This is a genomic window from Paenibacillus koleovorans NBRC 103111, assembly GCF_004000845.1.
Taxonomy (GTDB): Bacteria; Bacillota; Bacilli; order Paenibacillales; family NBRC-103111; genus Paenibacillus_AA; species Paenibacillus_AA koleovorans.
Genome location: NZ_BIMA01000009.1, coordinates 71,014 through 97,011 on the forward strand (window position 1 = coordinate 71,014; position 25,998 = coordinate 97,011).

Here is a 25,998-nt window from a genome sequence, read left to right on the forward strand (position 1 = left end):
CCGTCACAACGAAAACAGCTCCAGCTGCTTCACGTCGCCTAGCCGTTCCAACGAAACCGGCGCGTGATCGCGGAAGTAGGCATGGTCGATTTTCTTCTCCTTGGTCATCACCTGCTTGCTGCTCGAAGCCGCTTGGCGCAGCCTGCAGCTGAACACGACAGGGAAGTAGTCCTGGAGGAACTTTCCTTCCGCGTGGGCCGTGAGCGCTATGATCTGGAACCCCAGCTGCTCGGCGATGAAGAAGACCGGACTCAATACGTGATCGCTGGAGGCTTTGCCGAACGGATTATCCAGGATGACGGTGCGGTGCCGCTTCATCCCGGCCTGAATATGCTGCCTCTTCTCGGCCACGTAGTTGAGCAAGCCCAGGAACAAGGTCATGTTCTTGCTCCACTTCTCCCCGCCGGACCAATTATTCGACTGCTCCCAGGAATAGGCGGCTTTCGTTACCGTATTCTCATTCGTGACTTTGCGGCATGTCACCTTCATCGACTTGTCCTGCAGCACGACCTGCAGCAGTTGCTTCGTCTCGAGCCACCTCTCGAGGTCCTTCCTCACCGTCGATTCCAGCTCCTGCCCCTGATCGTCCTTATACTTCTCTTTCTCCAGCTGCTCCAGAATCCAGTCCAGGTGGCCTCGGATGGCTCCCTTACCGTCCTGCTCATCCCACTCCGGCACATGGAAGCTGTAGATCGCCTTCCACTCGCTCTCCGTCTTCACCCTCGTCTTGTTCGGAATCTCTCTCAGCTCCGAAGCGATCTGCTTCAGATGCGAGTGGACGTGAACGATATATTGCTCGAGCTGCTGGTTATGGGTTCGCATCGTTTCTTCGGCAATGTGATTGACTCGTTGAATGCGATTTTGCATCGTTTGGTGAAAGGCCGCTACATCCTCGTATTCGGTTTTCTGCTCGACGCCTTGCTCGGCCATTTCCCTCAGCTTGACATCCTTGATCTGTCTCCGGCAAAAGGCTTTGAACAGCTCCCGGGCTTTCCTCAGCTGCAGAGCCTCGGACTCAACGGCTTCATACAACGCGGTCAGCCTGGCAATCACTTGCCGGATGACGGACATGCGGTTGTACTCGAAGTGGGTCAGGGCTTCATGCGTCAGCTCCGCCGCACGCACGACCGGATTCTCGAATCCATGCTGCAGCTTGTAGGGGAGCAGCTCTTGCGTAACCGCGCGCAATTCTTCGAGCTGAAGTTGGACCGAGCCCTCCAGCCGCTCGAGCTCTCGCTTCTCGGCATACAACTGCTTCTCCTCGATCAGGATTTGATCCGCCACGGCGGTTAGAGCTTCATGGAACACGATAGGTTGCCTGTCGGCATGATCCTTCCGGTATCGGTCCGACAGCTGCTTGACCTTCTCCTTCCAGGCCACGTAATCGTTGTATTCCAGCGAATACGCCTCTGTTAAGGCGACCCATGACGCTTTGCGCTGTTGCACCTGCCCCAGGAGCAGCGACATCCGATCTTTCCCGTCGAAAGGAAACTCCAGCTGCTCCAGAGGACCAAGCGCAGCATGCTCCGAGCAAAGTCGCGACATCTCGTTGTCCATGGACTCGCGCTTCTCTACAGCGTTCGCATACTGCAGCTCCAGCTCTTGCCGCCCGCGAGAAATGTGCTGCCGTCGGAGGTAGAGCGTGCCTCGTTCCAGCTTCAATCGCTCCAGGCTATGTTCGGTCGGGATGGCCATCGCGTCGCGAACCTCTGCGTACAACTCTTGTCTTTGCAAGTTTCGAAGCTCATCGTCCAGCCGTTGGGCTGCAGTCCGATGCTCCGCGTTGATATGCTCCAAGCGGGTGTACTCGCGTTGATGGCTGTTCCACTTGCTTTGCAGCGTTCGAGCTTGCTCCTGCAGCTCTTCGATTTCCTTCTTCAGTCCGTCGATCTCCACGCCCAGAGCGATATACTTGCGCCCAGCCTCGATCCATCGTTCCAGCTGGTTCAGCTCGTCCTTATGGACGGAGATCGTTCGATTATTCTCCTGGATGGTCATCTCGGCGGCTTCTATGGAACGCTTGCATTGAGCGGCCGATTGCTCAAGCTGACGAATCGTATTCCTCAACCGGGCAAGCTTCTCCTCCAACTCCTGCACACTCTCGAGCGGATATCGGCTAACGAACCGCGCAAAGTCCTTCACGATCTCTTCTCTATGCTTCAGTACCTGCTCCTGCTCCAGACGGTCGCTTCGCGACTGCTCCGCTTGCAGCCCTACGGCCTTCTTCCATTGTGCAAAAGCTTCCCGACTCCCATTGCTCCTCCAATGCTGCGGCTCGATCCAGATCGGAGCAGCGACAGTATCCATACCGCCTGCTTCCCCTTGCACGAGTCCGGCCGCCTCATTCGTCGACAAGACACGCACCGGATACTGGAGCTGATCCGCATAAGCGGCCAGCTTGGAGCATAGGGCCGCCTTCTCTTCTTGCGTCGTTATCAGGGTAGCCGACCATAAGGAGCGGGCAGGATCGTCCAGGAGCTCGAGTCGATCCACGTCCTCCAGATAGGCGATCCCCGTCTGCAGGCAAGAGAACCCATTTCCCCACTTCTTCAATTGCTCCTCGACGAACGGCTCGGCAAAAAAACGCTCCTGGCCCGCATAATCATCCACGAACCGAAAGGCCAACCGCTCTCGCTGAAGCAAAGCTTCCCTGGACTCGCTCAGCTTCTCCACATCCTCGGCCAGCTGCCGTTCAATGGAGGTTTGCCTGTCATAGACCGATTGCAGTCGCTCCCACCCAGGACGAAGCGCGGCAAGCACAGAGAGGATCGCCTTATGCGCCGCTTGCAGCTGCTCCTGCTTCTCTTCCAGTCTGCTCCGATGCCCGCTCTCTTCCCGGATTGTAGCCTGAGCAGCTTCATACCGCTCCTGTTCCTCGGACTTCCTCGCCGCCAGCTCCTTATTCAACTGGCCCAACGCGACGATCCGCTCATCCAGCTCCCTGTGACGCTTCACCCAGGCCGGACACAGCTCCTCGATCTGGTCCACTGTCGGGTTAGCCACGATGCCTCGAATCGTCTCCGCTCTGACCCGTTCCTTCTCCTCGGCGCTAACCTCGCGCTTCAACACCTCGTCCTGCAGCCGGCGGATCTGCTCGGACAGACTCTTAAGCGCTGCTGCCTCCGCCTCCATGCCGGATTGAACGGCATCGCTCGCTTCAGCATGCCCGCGCTTCTCTTCCGTCCACCTCGCTTCCAGCCCGTCCAGCAGAGTACGAATTTGTCCGCCATTGGACGTCCAAGCCGCCTCCAGCTCCAGCTCCTCCCGATTCTGCTCCAGCAGCTCCAGCTGCGCTCGAACGGACCTGGACGTCTCGTCCGCCTTCAGCCTCATCTGCTTGTATTCCGCCAGGCGCAGCGAATAATAGTGCCGCTCCGTCTCTCGGAGCTGCTCCTCCATGCGCCGCTTGTCCTCCTCGGCCAGCTGAAGCTTAGCCTCGCTTGCCGACAGCCCCTGCTGCTGCTTCGCGATATGCAGGGAGTCCTTCTTCTCCGCCAGCCTGCCTTGCTTCCCGCCCCACTCGATCCCTTGCTCCTGCAGCCGGGTCAGCTCGGCGGCTTTCTCGTGCGCGTGCTGCTGGGCAGCGATCCAATATGCCTTGGCCTCGAATTGCGAAGCGGCGTACTCGGACTGCTTGGCGTGCAGCTTGCTGAAGGACCCTACATATTTGTCCAGCTCCGCCAAGATCCGGGTGTTCTCTTCCACCTTCTCCTTCAGTTCCTTATACTTCTTGAAGCCGTCTCTATGAGTTTGAAAAGCCTCCGCGAACTCGCCCTCCGAATAGCCTGACATGGCGGTTTCCACAACCGGAATGAGCAGTTTGTCGAACAGCTGCATGGTCGTGCGGCACTCATCGAAGAAATGCTCGATCCCGCCTTCAGACTGATTGATCTTCGCGATCCATTCCCACTCGGTGGATATAATGTGGAACTGTTCCTCCAGGTAGAGCTGGTAGGCCTTAATCGTCGAGAACGTCTGAGCGTTCACCCGCTTCTGAACCATTCCCTGATAATAGTCCTGCATCTCGCCCTTCTCCGCAGAACGAGCCTTTCCGTCCGAGATTCGCACAAACGGAATGTGGTCCAGCTTGTCCGGATCATTAGCCGAGTAGTCATACACGTAGCGGATCGAATCGAGCCCTGTAGAAGTCAAGAATAAGGTCAAGCACGTAACCGCATATCTTCTGGGGCGTTCATGCACAATCCATTCAATCGCCACGTGAGCCGGACCATTCTCGAGAGAGAACGTATCCTTGATCTTGCGCCCCGCCAAATCCGTATGAGGAAGCACAGCTTGAAGCGCAGTCTGGATGAATACGGTCTTGCCCCCGCCGTTCTCCAGCAGGATCGCCCCGTTATGGCCGTCGAACTGAAACGTTTCATCGTTATATCGCTTATTCCCGTCCTCGTAGACGATGTTCGTGAAGCGAATTTTAGAGATGGCCGGCATGAGGCTCCACCCCCTTCTTGTCATGTTCGAACTGATACAGAAACTCCAGAATCCCCCGGTTGTATTCCAGCTCCATGAAGTATCTCTGCACGATGATCTTGGTTTTCTCCGTCAGCGCCATTTCCTGGTTTCCAATATCCTCGACGAGCTCCTGAGCCAGCAGGAATCTTCGCACCGTATCGATAAAACTGACCCGGCTGATCGTATTCCCGCTCTGCCGCTGGGCCGATTCCTTGATATCATCGAGCGCATCCCATTTCTGTATCAACGAGGTCCAGTTATAGGAGAATTCCTTCTCCATCGCCTTCAGCTCTTCGGCCGAGTGCTGCTTCAGCAGAGCCATCCGCTCGTTCACGAGCTCCGTCCACTCGGACAGATGAATGAAGCTGCGCGTGGGCTCCATCGTCTGGTAGCTGTCGTAGAATGCCCCCATCAGCACAATGATGCACACGTACATGAGATACACATCCGAATTCACGGCCTGGGTCCTCAGATAGTTCCGTTTGATCGTTTCGTTATTGATATGAAAAGGCGACAGCCTCGTTTCGGGAAACATAAACAATTGCTCGCCTGCGATGACCGTTACACAATCCACTTCACGGGCAAACTGCTCCACCAGTCCCCTCGCCTCGTCATCCGCCAAATACTCCTGCAGCAGCTCCTTCGCCGCCTGACCATCCTTCGCCAATTGCGCATATATCCGAAAAGCTTTCATAATAACCGCGTTCTCAACCGCCATCTGCTCGTTCTCCCCATGACACCGACATATTCTGGATCTGGAATCGGTCGTTGACTTGTATTAGCTCCTTGCGCTCGTTCACAACTAACGTCCGATTCCCTAGCAAGCGGAATACTTCGTCCAACCACTGACTCTCCCCGTCCTCCTCCGCATCCCGCTCCACAGGCGCAATCGGACTCCTCTGATGCAGGATCAGCCAGAAATCGTAGAAGGACCGCCAGCCTAACGCATGCGCATATTCCGTGACTCTCACCCGCTCCACATATTGCGCCAGATCGAGGCTCTGCAAGCCGGCGGCGGTTTCCCGTTCCTCCAGCAGATCGATCAGCAGCCCCATGAATAGCTTGTAGGCTTGCTTGCGGCTTTCCACATACAATCGGCTCCCTTGATCCTCCCCGAGCTCCGGAAAGCTGCTGTCCCGCACCAGCTCCCCTTGCTCCTCCTGGACATTCTGCTCGGCCCATACCGTGAGCAACGACCATTGCTTGCTCATCTGCAGCTGCAGGAACGGGGCCAGAATCCCTTTCATACTGTCCAGAGGGAGCGGTGAACTGAATATAAGGGAGGCGATGTCCTGTTCGAAGTTGAAGGAGTCCAGCCCCGTATAATAGAGCGACTCCTTCGCCGCTGTCAACGCTTGCGACTTGAGCTCCATGCTGCGATGGAACAGCTCGGCGTGCTCGCCATGCACCTTCTCCAGTTCATTGGAAATGCGCAGAATCAGCTCGTACGGCCTTTGATCCTTGTTCGTTGCGGCTTCCGCCTGCGTGCGGTTTCGGGTTTCCCTCACAAACTGCCGAAGCTCCTCGAATTCCTCGTTTTCCCGGTACAACCGCATATAGATATCATCCAGTAGCGTTTTATAGCGATGCAGCGTTTCCTCCGATACAATGTTCCGCTTGATCTCATGCTCGAGCTTCGCCATCCGCTCCTTCAGCGACTCCACATCGACGCGCATTTCGTTGATTTGCCTGAGCGCCCCTTGAAACTCGCCTTTCTCCAATTGCTTGCGCAGCACCAACTGATGAATCGACAGCTGGAATTCCGTATAAAATTCCTTGGTCGCGAATACCAGCTCCAGTCCGTCTTCGTCAAGCGTATAATATTGCGTGTTCGATTTCAGATCGAACGCATGTGCTTTCAGAATCGAGATTGAGGCGTTCTCAGGCTGCAGCGTCTCCCAGTTGAAGTAATCGAACTCTCTTTTCTTGCCCGAAGTCGGTCGGAACGTTTGCACAATCAGTCTGGCGGTATCGTCCATGTCCTCTTCCGTGAAAGTGTATACTTGCTGGGTCAATCGCTGCAGAAATTGCGCCAATTCTCTTATGCCGGCCTTGTTGTTGCGCATCAGCTTCTGCTCGAAGAAGAACAGCAGCGCGAGCAGCCCCATCTCCATAAGATCGACAGGCTTGTTGCTGCGATCGGTCTTCCGTTTGCCCCGCAGCTCGAATAAAGGATCGAAGAGCGCCAGCTTGGTCATCCGATCCCGAAACCCGGTCACCAACTGCTTCTCATCTAATTCCATACAGCCGTCCTCCAAATATGTCCCAATTCTTGCGTTTTCAAAGCTTCTTGCGGATAATACCCGCCTTCAGCCAGACAGGTCCTGATGCGTTGCCGCTCCTCTATAGAGAAAGGATGTAGGAACGCTTCCAAGGAGCTCTCGTCCTTGCGATGGGTCTGTTTTCCATAAGCATAGGTTTTGTCCAGACACGCTTGATAGAAAGGGATCGCAAGCTGGATAGGGGCTTGCAGCACGTGCTGAGCCCTCTCCGTCAAGGAGTGCCAGATATGGATGCCTTCATGATCCAGGTCTCCGAAATAGTAGAAGCGATGCTCCGCCTCTAGCAGCGGGATTTGTACGGGGAACAGCTCGATCGACTTGATAATCTTCTTCCCGCACCCGTATATGAGCGTCGCAAACGAGACATGCGGCAATGCAGGCAGCAGTCCCTGATAAGTGGTCTTGTTCTCCACAATCAAGTGCTTGTACACCGGAGCTGCCGCGGGCTGGCGCGGATTAAGCAACTGCGGATGAATCGCGAACATGAGCGGGTCCGCAACAGACAGAATTCGAAGGCGCTCCCAGAGCCTTACTCGTTCGAGCAGCTCCTTGCCCCCTTGCTCCGTGATCCATTTCTCGTCCCCGACGAGCTCGTAGCTTCGTTCCGGGGCCGGGACCGCTTCCGTCGGGAGCGGAGCTTGCCGGAGGTAGCGGTCCAGCCGATCGAGAATCGCGCGGTCCCCCTGCCACACGGCCGGATCTGCCGTAAAGTAGCTGTCGAGCTGGATTAGCGGGTGAAGGCGAAGCCTGGCGCGCTGCAGCTCCTTGTGGTGACCCTGCTTCAGCTTGCTCTTGTTCACTCTGTATTGATAAGCGAGCGAGGGCTGTTTACCGTTGCGCCCTTGCGCTCGCACCATTTGCACAATCTGCTCGTCTTCCAGCTCCAATATAGCTTCCGCAAGCTGTCGATAGGAACAAGATGAACCCGGGAAGAGCAACTCCAGCTCATCCAGCGGAATCGTTTGTTTGCTGTATGTGTAGAGATAGTCTTCGATGCTTCGTCTAATCGTCATTGGTTCACCTAGGTTGAAAAAAGTTATAAAGCTATTATAGCAAAAAAAACGGCATGAGCAGGTTCGTATCCATTCCTTCCATAAGCATTAAAACAATGTGCCGACTTGGAATTCACCCAGCTCGAACGTGCAATAAAAAAATCCCCAATATTGGGGACAATAGTAGGGGAGCAGCACTAGATCAGATGCAGTTCCTTGCCGCGATGCACAGCTTGCGATCTGCTGTTAACCTCCAGCTTCCGATAAATATTCTTTATATGCGATTGAACGGTAGCGACTGCCACCTCAAGCAGCTGGGCGATTTCCTTACTGGATAACCCTTTCCCGATCAAGCCAAGAATTCTCGTCTCTTGCTCTGTCAACAGAGAGGGGAGCAGCGGCAGATGATCCAGATTGGCATTGATGATTTGCAGCAGCCTCTTCACATACAGCAGAGATACTGTCCTCTCAGACGGTCTAATAAATCCGTTCTGCCGCTGCTGCAAATAGTTTAACAAAAGCTTCGCCATTGGCTCGCCTTCGTCGACAAAGCTTCGGCAATACCGTTCGCACTCGCCCAAATGCAGGGCAAACTCCAATTTTACCCATGCATCCTCTATGCTCCCCATCTGTGCGCACAGGATACATTTCAAGACTAGCGCACGAATCCGATCTCGCAAGCAATCCTCGTTATATGCCAATTGATACAAGCGATCCAGTAAGTGTAGCGCCTCATTCTCTTGCCCTAGCTTGATGAGCACTCTGGCCAGAAGTATATACTCTCCGAACCTGGTGTACACAATACGATCTGTATAAGTCAATCCGCACTCCTGCAGCCACTGCGCCGCGCGTAGTCCAGACTCATGCCGAAATGACAGGATTGCCTGCTGACCTTCTATTTTACTTCTGAATGACTGCTCATCCGGTGTGACAATGTTCGCTTTCGTCTGCTCCAACAGATCAATCGCTGCTTGAGGAGCACCTTTGGCTTGCTGAACCAGCGATCCAACCAACGCGGCCTGCACGACAATTTTGGCAAATGGCTGTATATCTTTTCGCTGCATCACAGCTCTGGCATACCTCTCAGCTTCTTCTAGCCGGTTCCACTCATACATTAATTCGCTATAGGAAACCATGAAATATCCAACGAAAGGATAATTCCTCTTCCGGTCCCATCTGGTCATCCAATGCAGGATAAAGGTCTCAGCCAACCGCAGCTCATTAATATGCGCAAGAATATCTCCGACTTGTGGGCCATGAGCAGAGTTTGCGCCTAATATTTGAAATAAACTTCCGTCAGGCAAGTAAGCATCAAATTTCTCAAAATATGCATCTGTTCGTACAATATCCTTTCGATTAAAAGCCATGATCGCCTGAAGAAAATAAAGCGTGCCTGCCGCTTGCTTGTGATCGGATGTCATTTCCAATGGATCCGTTACATTTTCCAGATGAGCTTGCGCTCGTTCGGCTCGTGCTTCGGCTGCCTCCGATTGTCCGATTCCCATTAAGATCCCAATATAAAATATATTAATCATAGGGAGCTCGAAAATATGCTCTTCCGGAAGAACGGTGAACCAGTGATGCAGAATTGTCCATTGTGATTTCATCAGCACAGGAAGAAGCTTCTCGATCACCCGAACGGCTTCCGAATAATGGTGTCCCTCGATCAGATAATCGATCGCTTCCTCGGCAAATCCGTTGGCTTCAAACCAACGGGCCGCATTTGCATGCGCTTGCCTCCAATGATCCTTGTACTTCTCCCGAAGCTGACGTTGCAGAAAGTTCGCAAACAGATGATGATAACGGTACCAATCCCTTTGCCCGTCTAGCGGAACCACGAACAAATTGAGACGCTCCAACCGCTCCAATTGAGCCTGCCCATCGGATTGCCCTGTAACCTGTTCGCATAACGAGCTGTTCATTCGATGTAAGATCGCGGTTTGCAATAAGAATAGTTGCGTCTGTTCCGTCTGATGCTGAAGCACTTCTTCGAGCAGATAGTCTGAAACATCTCGCTGCCGACCGTTGAAGCCACGAATAAAGTCGGGATCAATGCCATTCTCTTTAAGGGATAGTCCAGCCAACTGCAGTCCGCTGACCCAACCCTCCGTATGTTGAACAAGTAAACCTATATCCTCTCTCGATAGAGACAATTCCATACAATAGCGAAAGTAGCTTACCCCTTCTTCCAATTGAAAGCGGAAATCCTGAACAACGATTTTGTGGACCTGGCCTTTGGCTATCAGTCTAGTTGTAGGAAAGGGGAGCTCAGCGCGGGTGGTAACAAACATATGAATATGATCCGGCAAGTACTGCAGCAATTCTGCCATCGCTGTATGAATGATCACGGACTCCAAGACATGGTAATCATCCAACATAATAATCAGTTCACCGGTATACCTGCTCAATCCCTCGAGCAACGCAGCAACTAACCGTTCTGTCGATACTAACGAATATTCCGATAAAATCGGATGCATGATTTCCACAAAATCCGCGTACACCTGACCGATGGCCGTCGTCACATGATTCCAGAAGCGGAACGGATCATTATCCTTTTTGTCCAATGATATCCATGCCGCAGGTGCTTCGCACTGCTTGACCCAATCACTTAAAGCCGTCGTTTTCCCATATCCGGCAGGTGCGATCAGAATCGTTAGCTTCGTATTCAGCCCTTTATTCAATTTTTCGGTCATCAAGGGACGATGAACCAGTGCAGAACGTGTGAAAGGAAGCTGTAACTTGGCTCCTACGATCATACCCTAACACCTCTGACTGCCATTAGTGGAAAACCTTTCAATCTTTTATTATTTTAGCAGATCAATGATCATTATGGATATATGAAAAGACCCTTTCAATAAGGATCCCATTATCTTTTATGTTGTGAGTCAGTCCCGTATCGCGACAGCGTCTCTATGGAAATAACGTATTGATAATACTCGGGTGAGGCATCGTGAGGTGGGTCTGATCTGCGGGCGATTTTGCTATATAAGCTGTTCAAATAGCGGTTGCTTACCGGCGCATAAATCAGCATCTTCTCCACCTTCGGGCTCGCTTTAACAATTTCCTCTACATTTAACTTCAACCCTCGCAGGAAAATGCGGCTAGTCCGGTACGACGGTAAAATATACGAATTATGCAAAATAGCGATGTGTTTATTCTCAAAGTGTTTGGCCGTCGTCCCGATATAATAGGAGGTTATTGCAACCACCTCGTCCTTGCTGTTCATAGCCACGATCGCATGTCCATGATCCATATAACGCACAATATCCTGTATTACGCTCTCAACGGAATAATTGGCAATAATCTCATGACGATGCTGCAAATAAAAAAGTATATATTTCGACCATAAGGACTCACTATGACAAACGTGATAAGAAACCACGACAAATAAAACCCCATTATTTTACATATTATAAAATATATGTTTATTATTGTTTAATAATGTATTATAATAAAGTTAACCGAAATGAAAGGAGATGATCTCCATGAACACCGAAAGAATGGAATTCTTTGCGCCACCACAGGGCAACGTTGAAGGACCAGGAACGGTTTCACCAATCATTAAGTAAATCCTATCTGATTGTCGAATAACCGTGCAGAATGCTCCTTGATCTGTACGGTTATTTCGTCACGGAACCGTATTGTTGCACATATCGCTGCAAATCAGGTGATTGCACAGTATACAAGTCCAGTAGTCCGCAGTTGCGCTCCACCGTTTGCTCAATCCTTGCGAATTTCTTGAACAGCTTGGCTGTAACATGACCCGGCTGCACGTAGAAGGCAATCGTATCGACAGTCCCGTATAACGCCAGAAGCCTCGCCACCTCTTGCAAGCCTTGCATGAACATCCTTCCACAACGATAGTCCGGGAGCAGAAACACCGAAAATATTTCTATTTTGCTCAAATCCTTATAATTGTCTTCTTCCGTACCTAATAAAAACAAAGCCATCCCCGCCGCATTTCCATCATCATCGCGGCAAAGGAGCAACGTTTTATAGTATAGGCAGTAATTGATCGTGCGGACGAGCGAACCGAACGGATAAGGAAGCCCAAACTTATCATGATTGGCGATGAATAACTTGACTACTGCCTCATGATCCATCTCCTCTTCTGCTATGCTCCAGCTTGACATGTTCCGACATCCCCTCTTTGCTATAGTCGACTTCTAAGTGTAGTTTCTAACGATTCTCTGATCTGCGGATACTTGATCATCAGTGGAAGGAAGCGATCACCGGAAATGACCAGCAGCACACAAGGCGTCAAAGTACGGATGCTAGCTGTACGCGGAACGCTGCGCAACAGCGCGATCTCCCCGAAGTGGTCGCCATCGTCCAGCAATGCCACTCGTTTCATTGCGCCATCCTGCATCGCTTTGGTCACCTCAACCCGACCTCGGACGATAATGTAAAATTTATTGCCATCGTCTCCTTCATTCACAACGCTTTGTCCGGTATCCAATTTCTCAACTTCAAATAGCGCAACTATTCGCTGCAATGTTTCCGGATCAAGTCCAGCGAAGAAAGGCAATTGACCGAGCCTTGCTTGATCGATCGTGGCATTGCTCCCATTCCCCGTAAGATTGAAGCCTTGTTGTTTATTCCACATACGCTGATAAATCCCTTGATGACTTATGAGTTGTTCATGTGTACCGTCCTCCACGATTTCCCCTTGGTGCAGCACAAGGATCCGGTCTGCCTGCGAGGCGTACTTCAAGCGATGGGTAACGGAAACAACCGCTTGCTGACCGTTGTTGGCCAGACGTCGGATCGTCTCATTCACAGCGCTCTCCGTATCTGGATCAAGAGCCGAGGTTGCTTCATCCAGAAACAGGATTTTGGGCTTCTTCAAGAGCGCTCTCGCGATAGCGACCCGTTGCCGCTGCCCGCCGGACAGACTGGCTCCTTGATGTTGAACCTTGCTCGCATAACCATCCGGGAAGCGCTCAATCGTATCATGAACTTCAGCCATTCGCGCTGCTTCGGCAATTTCCTGAATTGTTGCCTCCGGCCTGGCGATTTTAATGTTATCGGAGAGGGTCGAATTGAATAGAAAGGTATCTTGAAATACAATACTGGTTTGACTCAGTAACGAGGAATAATCGAATCGTTGAATATCTTCGTTATCATACAGCACCCTGCCCTCGTCCGGATCATAGAACCGGAGCATCAGGTGCAACAAGGTACTCTTGCCTGAGCCGCTGGCACCGACGATAACCGTGTATCCTCTAGCCGGAATCGTAAGACTCATGTTTTTCAGCACAGACTGAGCCGGTTCATATCCAAAGCTAACATGGTCCAATTGGATGCCTTGGGAAATCGCCGGCAATTTCGGAGCATGATGGACGAGAACGACTCTAGGCTTGTAATTCAGCACTTCATCTACCCTCGCGAGACTGACTCGTCCACTTATGATACTGGGCAGCACTGCTGTCAAAGTTGTGAAAGAGTGGCCTACAACCATAAACAGGCTATTGAAGGCCAAGTAATTCCCGATGGATAATGCGTCTGTAAACGTCAAATAACCGCCATATCCAAGGATGAACGCATGTACAATCGCCAGCGCCAGCATAGGATAACGATGCAGGTTAGAATGGTTGAAGGCTCTGCGAACACCCAAAGTAAACATCGCATCCAATACTTTACGAATACGGAGAACCATCGTATCTCCCAGATTGAATCCGCGAATGACCCGATATCCCTTCAAATTCTCATCAGCAAGGCTTGTAAATTGCACTAATTGCTCTTGATACTCATGAGTCACCTTAGTAGTCCTGGGTCGCAGCACCTTATAGGGTACAAACAACAAGGTAGACAGCGCGAGGCAAATCAAAGTCAAGCGCCATTCCATCCCAAATAAAATAACAAGGCCTGTCACAATACTAAGAACGGAAAGGAGTCCAATTGTAACCGATCTCGTAATAGCCGTTTCGATAATTGGTACATCCGAGGTGTATCGCGACAAAATATCGCCGGTCTGGTATTTGACATGGAAGTCGTCCGATTGTTTCTGAATATGCTGCAAAAGCCTTGAACGAATATCCGTTAAAATATGATTGCTGAATTTAGCTGCAGCATAATCTCCCGCTGAGCCTGTAACGACATTCAGCAGTCCAACGGCAACTAAAACTCCGATAATAATCGATAACGCGTGTGCATCCTTCGGCATAATCGCATCATCGATCAAATACTTGTAGCTTATTGCGATTAAATAATGAAACAGAAGCTCAAACAACAGTCCCAGCCCTATTAGGGTAGAGAATCCCTTATGTAACGACAAATAACCGATAATCGTCTTTAACAATTTCATTCTCCTCGTATCATGACATTCAGAACACATGCTATCGGGTTAAATCATACAGAGGATGGACACAAATAAAAATCCCCAATATTGGGGATTAGGGGTGGGTAGCTCTAACTTGGTGCTCAGGATTATACAAGAGCAATGGGCTGAATCGATCGGCATAGACGCGATATAAAAATAGCATTTTGATAAGAAGCTTAACCACATGCTTGAAGAACTACGCAACGCTTAAAAAAAATAGGCTTCTCACAAAGTTCGACTGAACTCGTGAGAAGCCTATTTTTTCTCAATCATTTAATATATCAAGGATTTACCCTTGATTTCACATCATGCCGCCCATGAGACAAAGGCTTTTTCATGTGTTTTTGAGTCTCTTGGTGGGGTATTTGTCCGATTTTCTTGAAAATTCGGTTCGATAACTCCGTGTGAATAACAATGCATACGTAGAATTCGTGGGCAAAATGTGGGCAAGTTGTGGGCACTACCATCAATCTCAATCGTACAAGAAAGGCACACGATAATGGCTCATTCTGCGCGCCGCGGCCGTATCCATTCATTCCATTATTGGGTATAATTGTTTATAAGTAAAGATCGCGGAAGCGAACCGATTTAGCAACATATTTTGATAAAGGAGTGGTTCTCCATGTCAATGGTACGCAAACTCCATCCTCATATAGCAAAAGACTTAAGGGAGTTTTTATCTGAAAACAATATTTCCACCAAGAAGCTTGTCATAGATCTTGAAGCAGAAACCATCGAGGACTTTGATGATTACTCCGTCGATGACATTTTAAGTGTGGCTGGAATTCTGAAGCCCGGGGAAGCGCAAAAATTATTAGATCACATTCAGGAGTCACGGGAGGACTGGGGAGATGTCTAAACGGCATCACGATTTAATGTCAGTCGGTAAGTTAAGCTCATTCATTGCTTCCTCCCAAGACATAAATCCGCTCTCGCTGTTTAATTGCCGCTCTTCTTCTTCGCTCAATGGTGCAGCATCCGGCTCCAATTTCGCAATATCATCCCAATCAAGTTGATTCTGTTTTGCGGAAAGGTATTGCATAAAATCAAATGCCGATTGTTGTGCCGATTCGGTCAATTGATCAAATATTTGCATGACTTTATTTTTATCAATGGCCATCTTAGACACCTCCGATATGGAGTTCTTTCAATAAAGCCATTATATCACAATGTCAGCATAAACCTAATGGATTCGTGCTATACCTCTTCTCTTTATGGGTACACGGAAGAATACGTTTTCTGTGCGCCGCGGCGGCGTTCTTAAGCAGATTGTAAGCTATGAAAAACCTTTAGTGCATCTGGATGCGACTGTAAAAACCAGCTATACTTAAACTAAGGACGGTGATTACCATGAACTTCATCAGAAAAATAACCAACAGTGATGTATTAAAGCATATCGTCGATCTCCCTAAAGAGCTTCAGAATCAGGATGTTGAAATAATCATATTACCTATCGGGGAACCATCTCCATTCAAACAATCAATACCCCCTTCACCTACCGCCAGAGGTGCTCTAAAGCAATACGCCAACTTGGATTTAATCCAATTCGAACAAGGCGCTTGGGAAAAGGGTGTGCAAGAAAAACATGAACATCGTTGATGCAAATTTAATACTGCGTTAGTTGCTTCAAGATGCGGCTCAGTTCATTGAACAAGCCCGTGATAAAATTGAAGACCACAACATTTTTATTCCCAACGAAGTCATTGCCGAAGTCGTCTATGTACTGGAAAAGGTATATAAAGTGGAGCGAGTTCATATCTTTGATTCGTTACGGAACTTGCTCTCCTACAGCAACATATCCATGCATGACAGAAGTATCCTGATCGAGGCTTTAAAGGTTTACAGTGAAATCAAGATCGATTTTGTAGACTCCCTGCTCTTCTCCTACTCGAAGATCGGTGGACATACCGTCTTCGCTTTTGACAAGAAGCTTAACCAAATGCTTGATGAACTACGCAACGCCTAATAAAATAGGCTTCTCACAAAGTCCGTTCTGAACTCGTGAGAAGCCTATTTTTTTATTCATGTGGTCAAAATGTGGTCAAACGGCGTTCCCACAAGTGGGAAGCGTTGATGCACAAGGCTCTACGAGCCTATATTACATCATGCCGCCCATGCCACCCATGCCGCCCATGTCAGGCATTGCAGGCTTGTTAGGCTCTGGTTTGTCGGCGATAACGGCTTCGGTGGTGAGGAACATAGCCGCTACGGAAGCAGCATGCTGCAGCGCGGAACGCGTTACCTTCGCAGGGTCGACGATGCCGGCTTCGAACATGTTCACCCATTCGCCGGTTGCGGCGTTGTAGCCGATGCCGATGGATTCTTTCTTCAGGCGCTCGACGATCACGGAGCCTTCTTGACCTGCGTTCGCTGCGATCGTGCGAACCGGCTCTTCCAGAGCGCGAAGGATGATGTTCACGCCGGTTTGCTCGTCGCCGGAAGCTTGAACAGCTGCAACCGCGCCATAGATATTCACAAGAGCTGTACCGCCGCCGGAAACGATACCTTCTTCCACAGCTGCGCGAGTGGAGTTCAGGGCGTCTTCGATGCGGAGCTTGCGCTCTTTCAGTTCGGTTTCGGTTGCTGCGCCGACTTTGATAACCGCTACGCCGCCGGCCAGTTTAGCCAGACGCTCTTGCAGCTTCTCTTTGTCGAAGTCGGAAGTCGTTTCTTCCAGCTGCGCGCGGATTTGTTGCACGCGAGCGCCGATGTCCTTCTTGTCGCCGTTGCCGTCGACGATGATGGTGTTTTCTTTGGTTACGCGAACTTGACGCGCGCTGCCCAGTTGATCCGGACGAGTAGCTTTCAGCTCCAGGCCGAGCTCCTCGGTGATCACTTGGCCGCCGGTCAGAGCGGCGATGTCTTGCAGCATCGCTTTGCGGCGGTCGCCGAAGCCAGGGGCTTTGACAGCTACGCAAGTGAATGTGCCGCGCAGACGGTTAACGAGCAAGGTAGCGAGCGCTTCGCCTTCTACGTCTTCAGCGATGATGACGAGCGGCTTGCCTTGTTGAACGACTTTCTCCAGAACCGGCAAAATCTCTTGGATGTTGGAGATTTTCTTGTCGGTGATCAGGATGTACGGGTTGTCGAGGATCGCTTCCATCTTGTCCGTGTCCGTGATCATGTAAGGGGAGATGTAGCCGCGGTCGAATTGCATCCCTTCTACAACTTCCAGCTCCGTCAAGAAGCCCTTGGACTCTTCAACGGTGATAACGCCGTCGTTGCCGACTTTCTCCATCGCTTCTGCGATCAGTTGGCCCACTTCTTCGTCAGCGGACGAGATAGCGGCTACTTGAGCGATCGATTGTTTGCCTTCGATCGGCTTAGCGATCTTTTGCAGTTCTTCTACGGCTGCTTTAACGGCTTTCTCGATACCTTTGCGAATAACCATCGGGTTGGCGCCTGCAGTAACGTTCTTCAGACCTTCGCGGATCATCGCTTGAGCCAGTACAGTTGCGGTAGTAGTACCGTCGCCTGCTACGTCGTTAGTTTTAGTCGCTACTTCTTTAACCAGCTGAGCGCCCATGTTCTCGAACGCGTCCTCCAGCTCGATTTCTTTGGCGATCGTCACACCGTCGTTGGTGATGAGCGGGCTGCCGAATTTCTTCTCCAATACTACGTTGCGGCCTTTAGGACCGAGTGTTACTTTAACGGCGTTAGCCAAAGCGTCTACGCCACGGAGCATCGCTCTGCGGGCGTCTTCACTGAATTTGATTTCTTTTGCCATTATGGATACCCTCCCGGATTTGATTTTCTAAGTAATCGTTTGTATGTGTTGCCTTAAGCCAAGATGGCCAGAATGTCGCTTTCACGCATGATCAGCAGCTCTTTGCCTTCGAATTTCACTTCGGTGCCGGCATACTTGGAGAACAAGACGCGGTCGCCTTCTTTTACTTCCAGCGCGATGCGTTGGCCGTCCTTCAAGGTTCCGCTGCCTGCAGCGACTACGCGGCCTTCTTGCGGCTTTTCCTTAGCTGTGTCGGGCAGTACGATGCCGCTGGCTGTAGTTTCCTCCTTGGCGATTGGTTCGAGAAGTACGCGATCTCCTAACGGTTTGATCATGGAAAAACTGCCTCCTTTGGGATAGTGAGTGGTTTGTGAAGCTTTTGTTAGCACTCGATAGTGGTTAGTGCTAATAACACTACATATCATAATCATTTTTTTCCGATTTTGCAAGTCTCGAGCCGGGGCTGAACCGATCTTTTTTGCCTGCCGACAAAGGTTCTATGAATACTCGATTTTTCGACAGGTTGTCCAGAGTCCGCGCGATTATTTTCACGATCAATCCTGATGAAATTTATTCCAAAGGTCCCGGGTTACCAGCTATAATGAAGAGAGACCATAGACGGATATTTGGGAGTTGGAAACGATAAATGAAAAGATGGATGTATTACTGGATAACCTTGTTCTCGCTGTTGGGTCTGCTTCTATCATGGAGTCCGACCGTTCAAGCCAGTACCAATGTAGCTGTGCAAGACAATTTCACGACGAAATCCAACTTGTGGGACTATGCAGGCACGGCTAGCAGAACAAGTGAAGGCACCGTCCAGCTTACTCCGCCAACTGAAGGCATGTCAGGTGCGCTTTGGCTCAAAGAGGCGATCGCTCCGCCGTATACAGTTACCTTTAAGCTAAGGATGAGTCAGCACAAGTATTATAACGGCGCCTACGTGCCGGCTGACGGCATTACATTTATGTTTAACAAAGCGAAATATGCCTCGATTCCGTATAACAGTGTGAGCGGTTTTGAGATAGGCAACGGTTATGGCGTCGAATTTGATACCTATGTAAATATGGACCAGGGGCAATATTGGGACGCGATTGGAACGGAGCATATTACCCTTTTCAAAAACAGCCCCAACAGTGTAGCGTCGGGGGAGTTTCTTCAACAAGCAGCCACCCCCAGCTCCACTAATAATAAATTGACCAACGGTGAATGGCACGATGTACATATTGAAGTCAAGCCCGACTCTGTGAAGGTATATTTAGATGATCAGCTCTACATCGACAAGAACATAGAGTTGGATCAAACTTACTCTTATCTGGGCTTTTCCGCTGGGACAGGATGGTATTACAGCCGCCAAGAGATTGACGACGTCAGTATCCATCAAGATCGTGTAACCCGTGTATTCACTTCCGCATCCCCAGGCAACATGACATCCGGCAGTGAAATCCCGATCTACGTCCAATTCAATCAACTAGTGAAAATCAACTCGGCGTCTCAGCCGCGATTGCTGATGAATACTGGAGGCTACGCGGAATATGTATCCGGAAGCGGAACGGATGTTCTGACCTTTCGTTACATAGTAAGGGAGAATGATCCATCCACCCCCCTGTTGAATTACGCGGCTTCCTCTTCATTGTTTTCTGAAGCCATCTACTTGATGGATGATACGCCTGTGCAGCTCCCATATCCTGAGCTATATAGCTCCAACAGTCTCGCCGGAACACCGGTGGCCATCAAAATGAATGAGGTCTCCAACTACTTGGCTCCGATAAAGGTTATGGCTTCCGGAGATAAGAAGGCTTATCGCGCTGGCGCAGTCATACCGATTCAAGTTCGTTTTCCGGCAGCCGTTCAAGTAGGCGGTACTCCAATTCTTCATTTAAATACAGGGAAGTTCGCTTCCTACGTTTCCGGCTCCGAGACCAACACGCTGACGTTCGAATATGTGGTTGGAGACGACGATCAGACGGACCTGCTAAACTACGAGTCGGTCAATGCTTTGCAATTAAATGGCGGCTACATATCGGCTATGGATCAAAGCCCGTTGATCACGATACTGCCGCTTACTACGTCAGGAAGCAGTCTGGCCTCCATGACGCCGATTACATTGGACCAGACTATACCGGAAGTCACCTTCCAGTTAACGCCGCTCCAAACACCGCAACTAGGGAAAGTGAATATCCATTCGGTTGTGGAAGACGCCGGCGGCACTGCTGGCATGGAAATGAAGATTGTCATCGGCGAGTCTGCGGTAACCGAAGGTTGGATCCCTTATGAATCCGACTACGAGCTGGAGCTGAGTTCCGCAACTGACTATGCCGAAATCGGGCTGAGTGTCCGGGACCGGGCAGGCAATGAAACCAATTGGCACTTTGAATATTTGTATCCGCCCGAAGTGTTCACCGGCAAGGGATTGGCTCTTGGTTCAGCGATTAGATTGCCTGCTAATGAAGCGACAGCTCTCGTCAGAGGACATGAGGGAAGCATCGCAGAGGATTTTACGATAACCATGTGGGTAAAGCCTGAAAATATTGAAGGTTACCCCCTTTACTACCAGCCTGGCGATGGTGACAGTCCTTATAGAAAAATATGGCTTTCGACCTATTACGGCCAAACTGAATCCGGCTCTACAATCAACTACGATCTCTGGCTGTATGATGGAACAACTTACTACCAGGACCACTATTCAAGCTCCACAGTCATTCCGTATTGGCAATGGTCGCATCTGGCCTTCGTACAATCGAACGGACAGTTCTCTCTTTATATTAATGGGGCTCTCGACACGCCCGATACTAAGGATTTCGCTGACGATTTCGGTCCTTACACGTCCTCCTCTTCGCAGCCTATTCAGATAGGCAACCCTTATGGAGGGGGAGAAACATCCTTCGGTATGGGCAGAGCCTATACAGCTATCGACGACCTTCAGATTTGGCACAAGGCTCTGTTGTTCCATCTGGATGAGAATCTGGACTACGCCACACCCGTCACACCCAATCACCCGTATTATGACTATTTGAAAGCTTATTATCCTATGAACGAGGTCGTCGAAGGAAAGGTAGCCGATGCAATCGGCGACAGCGATGGCCTGCTGTACGGCAGCAAGTATTATTTTGTCAACAATCCGCATACGAACCTGCCTTACACTCACATGCAAGGACAGCCGTTGACAGGAACGCTGGAGGCATCGGACGAGCAAGGCTCCACTCTGACTTTCGTTATAGAATCCCAGGCTACAAGAGGGACTGTAGTGCTCGAGAATCCGGCCACAAGCGCATTCCGATATACAACAACCGGACCAACCTACGGGGAGGATTCGTTCTCGTACTACGTATGGAATGGCGTACTGCGCTCCGCCACGGCTACTGCCTACATCAACACCTTGTCGGTCGAATCGCAGCCTATCATCTCGAACTTGCTGATAACGCCCGACCCAACGATACCGACCAAGGGCGAAACGGTGTCCATCGCGGTATCGGTATTCGGGTATCCCACTCAAATCGGATGGCTGCCGGGATTGGCGACGGAGGAGGATTTCCTCGCTTGCGAATGTTTGGGACCTCTGGACAGCAACAATGACTACGCCGTCCATGCCAACGGCTTTTACACCGTATATATCGCCAACACGATCGGGTCGGTCGTCCGTACCTTCGAGATTACCCATTTCGATCGTATTCGTCCGGAGCTCGTACTAAACGGCGGCTCCACCTTGACAGTTTGGCAGAACGATCCTTTCGTCGATCCCGGATATAGCGTTACGGACAATGACTCGGTGGAGCCTACGGTGCTTATCGAGGGATCCGTAAACGTAGAAACGATTGGCGAATATCAGCTCGTCTATACGGCAACCGACCGGGCAGGCAACATAACAACCATAACACGAACGGTAACGGTCCAACCGAAAAGCGCCAATGCAACACTAAGCTCTCTTACCGTTAACGGACAAAGTGTACCTGACTTCACGCCCACCACGCTGAATTACACCGTTCAGGTTGGCTATGACACTCGCTCCGCAGCGCTCCAATGGACGGTGTCGGATGCTGTCTATGCCAGCTCCGCTTCGACTTGGAGCGAAGTGGGGAGCAAGCTCGGGGTCGGCCGCAACTCGTACACGGTCACCGTTACCGCCCAGAACAACAGCCAACTCGTATACACGGTTCATATCGAGCGAGATGGACGAACCGATCTTCTGGGAGCTCCCGGCTATTCTCCTATAGACAGGGAGTACCCGGCTCGATCCGTATTCGTCACCGCCGCTATCAACGGCACGGATTTCGAGCCTGTCGTCCGATGGCTGGCCGGGGAACAAGATCAAGCCGCCTTTGCCGAAGAGGCCGGGAATCCGTACGGAGATGGCATCGAGATCACGCAAAATGGCATTTACACGCTTTACGCAGAAAATATCGAGGGTGGCTACGATCTGGAAGTTTTCCAAGTCGACAATATCGACCGTATCGCACCTGCGATTTCTTTCACAAATCCATCGGATGCTGCAGTAACGCTCTGGGTAAACGACTCGTATTCGGATCCGGCATTCACCTTGTCGGACAATGTGGACTCGCTTGAACAGTTGGAAGTTGTGCGTGAAGGAAGCGTGAGCTTGGCGGCTCCGGGTGTGTCCTCCCTGAGCTACTATGCCAGGGACCGGGCAGGCAACATTTCCGATCGGGTATATGTAACCGTCACGGTAAACCAGAAGAGCTCAAACGCCAACCTTTACTTAATCTACGTGAATGATATTTACCTAACTCCTTTGGATCCGGATGTGACGGTTTATACAGTGAACGTTGGCTACGACCGCACCTCCATTTCACTAGGGTGGGGCATATACGACTTCAATTCCACAGCGACTTGGTCAGGACCTTTAAGCAATCTTGCGGTCGGGTCCAATACATTCACGATTACGGTCACGGCGCAGGATGGGACTCAGAAGATTTACACGATCTATGTCATTCGAGCCGAACTAGACAATCCGGTTATCGAGAATATTACGTTCACTCCTTCAGCGGAGATGCCGACGAATCAAAGCGTTACGATCAACGCCACAGTCTCCGGCAGCTATATCCAATCGTTCCGATGGGTGCCGGGCCAAGCAACAGCCTCCGATTTCCTGAATGAAGCGACCGGCCAATCTGTAGAGTCTTCCGGCTTCCTGGCGACTGCCAATGGGATCTACACGCTATATGCAAGGAATGTCCAAGGCGGCTACGATCTGAAGATCGTCGAAGTTAAGCATATTGACACCACTGCGCCAACGCTGCAATTGGCAGACCCGGAGCAGAACCAGATTACCATTTGGGTCGGGGAAGCCTTCCCTCCGCTGACATGGAACTTGACGGATAATATGGACCAGCTGGATCAATTGAATTTGACGAGCGGCGGCTGGGACGGCAACACCCATAAACCTGGCACTTATGCGATTACCTATTATGCTATGGATCGCGCGGGCAATGAGTCGCAACCGGTGACCATAATCATCCATATTTTGGCAAAGAGCAGCAATGCAGATCTTAGCGAAGTGTACTTGTTCGGACGGGTGCTGGACGGTTTCGATCCTGCCGTAACGACTTACACGATTCCGGTCGATTATGATACGACTTCCGCCTCCCTATCGTGGACTACAGCGGAGCCTACTTATGCCACAGTAAGCTGGACGGCACCGGAGGGAGGGCTGAAACCCGGAATCAACACGTACTCCCTTACGGTTCATGCCCAAGACGGGACTCAGAAAACGTATACGATCCATATAGACCGCGCAACGCTCAACGACCCGATTCTGGAGAACATTTCGTTGGATCCCGCTTACGATGTCCCGTCCAGAGAAGTAACCGTCTCAGCGACGGTCGTCGGCGACCATGTCGGGCAGATTCGCTGGTTGCAGGGTTATCTGTCCGAGGAAGAATTTGCGAATGGAGCGGGCTCGCCGCTGGGAGCATCCGGCTTCCAGGCAACGGAGAACGGCTACTACACGCTATTTGTAGAAAATATCGAAGGCGGCTATGACCTGGAGGTCGTCTGGATCGATAACATCGATCGTACCGCTCCGATCTTGCAGCTGGTCGACCCGCAGCAGGCGGCCGTCACGATTTGGGCCGGCGACACGTTCTCGCCGTCTATGACATGGTCGGATAATTACGATATGCCTGAGCAGATGAGCTTGACCCATACCGGATTCGTTAATGCAGCTGTGCCTGGCGAATATACGATTAGCTACTACGCGAATGACCGGGCAGGCAATGTTTCCGAGCCTGTCACGATCAAGGTTACCGTTGTAGCCCCGGTTGCCACGCTGACAGAGCTTCGAGTGACCGGCTACACCTTGGCTTTCGATCCGACCGTTATGGCTTACACGCTTTCGGTCCCGTATGAAACAACATCCATCGAGGTTCATGCGGCGGCAGCCGATCCGATCCGGTCAACGGCCGCGATCTCCGGTCCTGTGGGCAACCTGCAAGTGGGCAGCAATATCGTCAAGATCACGGTAACCCCGCAGATCGGGACACCGAGGATCTACACCATAGAAGTCATACGCGCCGGTCTGCCGGCACCGGTGATCGCTAACGTAGCGATCACTCCTCCGGCAGACACGCCGACGAGAGGCAGCGTCACGGTGACGATGCAGGTATACGGGACACACATTACGGCGGTCAAATGGTTGCCGGGCACCGCAAGTCCCGAAGCCTTCGCCTCCAGCGGCTTCATCGTTGTGAATAACAGCTTCGCCATCGGAGAAAACGGCGAGTATACGATTTGGGTCCAAAACGAAGTCGGCGCTTATGCGCTTAGAACGGTTACGGTCCAGCATATCGACCGCCAAGCGCCAGACCTGCAATTGCTGGGGCCGCTGCCGATGAACATCCCGCTCGGCTCAAGCTACACGGAACCAGGTTACACGGTAACCGATAATCTGGATGCTGTGGAACAGATCGCCGTGACGATAACCGGCAGCGTGTACACGAATGGTATAGGTCAATACAATTTGCTCTACACAGCCATCGACCGGGCCGGCAATACGGCTACGGCCGTACGCCAAGTCAACGTATACCGCCCGCTGAGCGACAACGCGAATCTGAGCTTGCTTGCGGTACAAGGGATTCCGCTGGAATTCCAGCCGCAGACGTTGCAGTACCAGATCCAAGTGCCCTATGAAGTAACCGCACTGACGATCGGTTATGCGCCGCAGGATGCCGCGGCTCAAGTGACCGTAACCGGGGCCGTGTATCAGGCGAATGCCAATACCGTCGCCGCGCTCCTGCAGCCAGGGCCCAATGTGGTGCAATTCCAAGTTACAGCCGAGAACGGAATTGCGAGAACATACACAATCAACATTACAAGAATGAGCTCGACAAATGCCTATATCGCGCAATTCGACGTGTTAGGGTCGGTCCTGTCCCCATCCTTCACTAGCGACACGATTGAATACGACTTGTTTATTCCAAACCAGCAAAACCAGTTCATCAGCTTCTTGAAGCTGTCGGACCCCGGGGCGCAGTTTACGGTGACAGGCGTCACCTATACGGTAACGAGCGTGACCTATGGAACGGCAACCGGATTCGTATACAATTCAAGCCAGACGGTTACTGGAGCCACGTACGGGTTGACGTTTGATTTTACCGGCTCAAGCGGCTTCCTGATCCAAGTGACGGCAGCTGACGGAGTAACGACACGATCGTATTACTTCCGACTGGATCGCCAACCGGCAGGACCGACGGCAGGCCTCTCCTACGCTCGTATGCTGGACGCGAGATCAATCGAGCTGCGGTTTCTGGAAGGAGTTAAACCTGGCAACTTGTCCTTAACAGGCCAGATGCAGGTACTGAGTCAAGGCATCCCGATCCCTGTGAGCGAGATCAAGCCCGTGTTTACCGGCACCGGCGTCACCCAGGTTGTCATCAGGCTGGCGCATCCGGTCTCAGATGCTTACGCCCCGATGTCGCTCAGCATATTGCCTGGACCTTTCGTGACGACTGCCGCCAATGCTCCGGTCTCGAAGCTCCACATTCCCGTTATGAACCTCGCTAATGTGAATGCGCTGTACGGAGCGATGGATACGATGCAGAACGGTCTCCACATCGACGACGTCTTGCGATTTATTCGCAGGGAGGAAGTATCCAAGGACTTGAACGGAGACGGGCAATACGACCGCGAGGATATGCAGTTGATGCTGAGCTTGATTGTGAATCAGCGTCTGCAGCTCCCCTAATCGAT

15 protein-coding genes are annotated in these 25,998 nt (G+C 51.2%); 4 read left to right on the plus strand and 11 right to left on the minus strand.

What is annotated here, in order from left to right; genetic code table 11:
* Positions 1-3: 3 nt before the first annotated feature.
* The 8 genes from PKO02S_RS04835 to PKO02S_RS04870 all read right to left on the minus strand — a co-directional run bounded on the left by PKO02S_RS04835 (position 4) and on the right by PKO02S_RS04870 (position 14,045).
* A complete protein-coding gene (locus PKO02S_RS04835; protein ID WP_127579969.1) occupies positions 4-4,449 on the minus strand; it encodes a chromosome segregation ATPase in 4,446 nt (1,481 codons plus the stop codon).
* Positions 4,433-5,188 carry a DUF6063 family protein gene (locus PKO02S_RS04840; RefSeq protein WP_246066836.1) on the minus strand — a complete coding sequence of 252 codons (756 nt, stop codon included), beginning with the start codon at positions 5,186-5,188 and terminating at the stop codon, positions 4,433-4,435. Before PKO02S_RS04840 ends, PKO02S_RS04835 begins: the two co-directional genes overlap by 17 nt.
* The gene (locus tag PKO02S_RS04845) at positions 5,178-6,713 is read right to left on the minus strand and encodes a replicative DNA helicase (RefSeq protein ID WP_127579970.1); all 1,536 of its coding nucleotides are present in this window, start codon (positions 6,711-6,713) and stop codon (positions 5,178-5,180) included. The genes PKO02S_RS04840 and PKO02S_RS04845 overlap by 11 nt, the downstream gene beginning before the upstream one ends.
* Positions 6,704-7,765: a Wadjet anti-phage system protein JetD domain-containing protein gene (locus tag PKO02S_RS04850; RefSeq protein WP_127579971.1), complete on the minus strand. Its 1,062-nt coding sequence runs from the start codon at positions 7,763-7,765 to the stop codon at positions 6,704-6,706. The genes PKO02S_RS04845 and PKO02S_RS04850 overlap by 10 nt, the downstream gene beginning before the upstream one ends.
* A gap of 176 nt (positions 7,766-7,941) precedes the next feature.
* A complete protein-coding gene (locus PKO02S_RS04855) occupies positions 7,942-10,500 on the minus strand; it encodes a winged helix-turn-helix domain-containing protein (RefSeq protein ID WP_127579972.1) in 2,559 nt (852 codons plus the stop codon).
* Positions 10,501-10,610: 110 nt separating this feature from the next.
* Positions 10,611-10,997 (minus strand): hypothetical protein, encoded by a 387-nt coding sequence (locus tag PKO02S_RS04860; RefSeq protein ID WP_127579973.1) that lies wholly within the window; start codon positions 10,995-10,997, stop codon positions 10,611-10,613.
* Between the two features lie 367 nt (positions 10,998-11,364).
* The gene (locus PKO02S_RS04865) at positions 11,365-11,877 is read right to left on the minus strand and encodes a hypothetical protein (RefSeq protein WP_127579974.1); all 513 of its coding nucleotides are present in this window, start codon (positions 11,875-11,877) and stop codon (positions 11,365-11,367) included.
* A gap of 20 nt (positions 11,878-11,897) precedes the next feature.
* Positions 11,898-14,045 (minus strand): ABC transporter transmembrane domain-containing protein, encoded by a 2,148-nt coding sequence (locus PKO02S_RS04870; protein ID WP_164821301.1) that lies wholly within the window; start codon positions 14,043-14,045, stop codon positions 11,898-11,900.
* A 643-nt stretch (positions 14,046-14,688) separates the two neighbouring features.
* Between PKO02S_RS04870 and PKO02S_RS04875 the strand changes: the two genes are divergently transcribed.
* On the plus strand, positions 14,689-14,925 hold the full coding sequence (locus tag PKO02S_RS04875; protein ID WP_127579976.1) for a hypothetical protein: 237 nt from the start codon (positions 14,689-14,691) through the stop codon (positions 14,923-14,925).
* Positions 14,926-14,931: 6 nt separating this feature from the next.
* Here PKO02S_RS04875 and PKO02S_RS04880 read toward each other — a convergent pair whose 3' ends face one another.
* On the minus strand, positions 14,932-15,186 hold the full coding sequence (locus PKO02S_RS04880) for a hypothetical protein (protein ID WP_127579977.1): 255 nt from the start codon (positions 15,184-15,186) through the stop codon (positions 14,932-14,934).
* A 230-nt stretch (positions 15,187-15,416) separates the two neighbouring features.
* Between PKO02S_RS04880 and PKO02S_RS04885 the strand changes: the two genes are divergently transcribed.
* Together PKO02S_RS04885 and PKO02S_RS04890 are read left to right on the plus strand one after the other, a co-directional pair.
* Positions 15,417-15,665 carry a hypothetical protein gene (locus tag PKO02S_RS04885; RefSeq protein ID WP_127579978.1) on the plus strand — a complete coding sequence of 83 codons (249 nt, stop codon included), beginning with the start codon at positions 15,417-15,419 and terminating at the stop codon, positions 15,663-15,665.
* Positions 15,666-15,687: 22 nt separating this feature from the next.
* Positions 15,688-16,032 carry a type II toxin-antitoxin system VapC family toxin gene (locus PKO02S_RS04890; RefSeq protein ID WP_246066837.1) on the plus strand — a complete coding sequence of 115 codons (345 nt, stop codon included), beginning with the start codon at positions 15,688-15,690 and terminating at the stop codon, positions 16,030-16,032.
* 132 nt (positions 16,033-16,164) lie between these two features.
* Here PKO02S_RS04890 and groL read toward each other — a convergent pair whose 3' ends face one another.
* Both groL and groES read right to left on the minus strand, forming a co-directional pair.
* The gene (gene groL, locus PKO02S_RS04895) at positions 16,165-17,793 is read right to left on the minus strand and encodes a chaperonin GroEL (protein WP_127579979.1); all 1,629 of its coding nucleotides are present in this window, start codon (positions 17,791-17,793) and stop codon (positions 16,165-16,167) included.
* 53 nt (positions 17,794-17,846) lie between these two features.
* Complete coding sequence (gene groES, locus PKO02S_RS04900) at positions 17,847-18,128, minus strand: co-chaperone GroES (protein ID WP_127579980.1); 282 nt, start codon at positions 18,126-18,128, stop codon at positions 17,847-17,849.
* A 311-nt stretch (positions 18,129-18,439) separates the two neighbouring features.
* On the opposite strand from groES, the gene PKO02S_RS04905 reads away from it, so the two are divergent.
* Positions 18,440-25,993, plus strand: a complete 7,554-nt coding sequence (locus PKO02S_RS04905) for an immunoglobulin-like domain-containing protein (RefSeq protein WP_127579981.1) — start codon at positions 18,440-18,442, stop codon at positions 25,991-25,993.
* The last annotated feature ends 5 nt before the right edge of the window (positions 25,994-25,998 follow it).

Excerpts from the sequence above, each read along its gene's own strand:
- PKO02S_RS04835 (WP_127579969.1), bottom strand. The coding sequence starts at position 4,449 with ATGCCGGCCATCTCTAAAATTCGCTTCACGAACATCGTCTACGAGGAC.
- PKO02S_RS04840 (WP_246066836.1), bottom strand. The coding sequence starts at position 5,188 with ATGGCGGTTGAGAACGCGGTTATTATGAAAGCTTTTCGGATATATGCG.
- PKO02S_RS04845 (WP_127579970.1), bottom strand. The coding sequence starts at position 6,713 with ATGGAATTAGATGAGAAGCAGTTGGTGACCGGGTTTCGGGATCGGATG.
- PKO02S_RS04850 (WP_127579971.1), bottom strand. The coding sequence starts at position 7,765 with ATGACGATTAGACGAAGCATCGAAGACTATCTCTACACATACAGCAAA.
- PKO02S_RS04855 (WP_127579972.1), bottom strand. The coding sequence starts at position 10,500 with ATGATCGTAGGAGCCAAGTTACAGCTTCCTTTCACACGTTCTGCACTG.
- PKO02S_RS04860 (WP_127579973.1), bottom strand. The coding sequence starts at position 10,997 with ATGGATCATGGACATGCGATCGTGGCTATGAACAGCAAGGACGAGGTG.
- PKO02S_RS04865 (WP_127579974.1), bottom strand. The coding sequence starts at position 11,877 with ATGTCAAGCTGGAGCATAGCAGAAGAGGAGATGGATCATGAGGCAGTA.
- PKO02S_RS04875 (WP_127579976.1), top strand. The coding sequence starts at position 14,689 with ATGTCAATGGTACGCAAACTCCATCCTCATATAGCAAAAGACTTAAGG.
- PKO02S_RS04880 (WP_127579977.1), bottom strand. The coding sequence starts at position 15,186 with ATGGCCATTGATAAAAATAAAGTCATGCAAATATTTGATCAATTGACC.
- PKO02S_RS04885 (WP_127579978.1), top strand. The coding sequence starts at position 15,417 with ATGAACTTCATCAGAAAAATAACCAACAGTGATGTATTAAAGCATATC.
- groL (WP_127579979.1), bottom strand. The coding sequence starts at position 17,793 with ATGGCAAAAGAAATCAAATTCAGTGAAGACGCCCGCAGAGCGATGCTC.
- groES (WP_127579980.1), bottom strand. The coding sequence starts at position 18,128 with ATGATCAAACCGTTAGGAGATCGCGTACTTCTCGAACCAATCGCCAAG.
- PKO02S_RS04905 (WP_127579981.1), top strand. The coding sequence starts at position 18,440 with ATGAAAAGATGGATGTATTACTGGATAACCTTGTTCTCGCTGTTGGGT.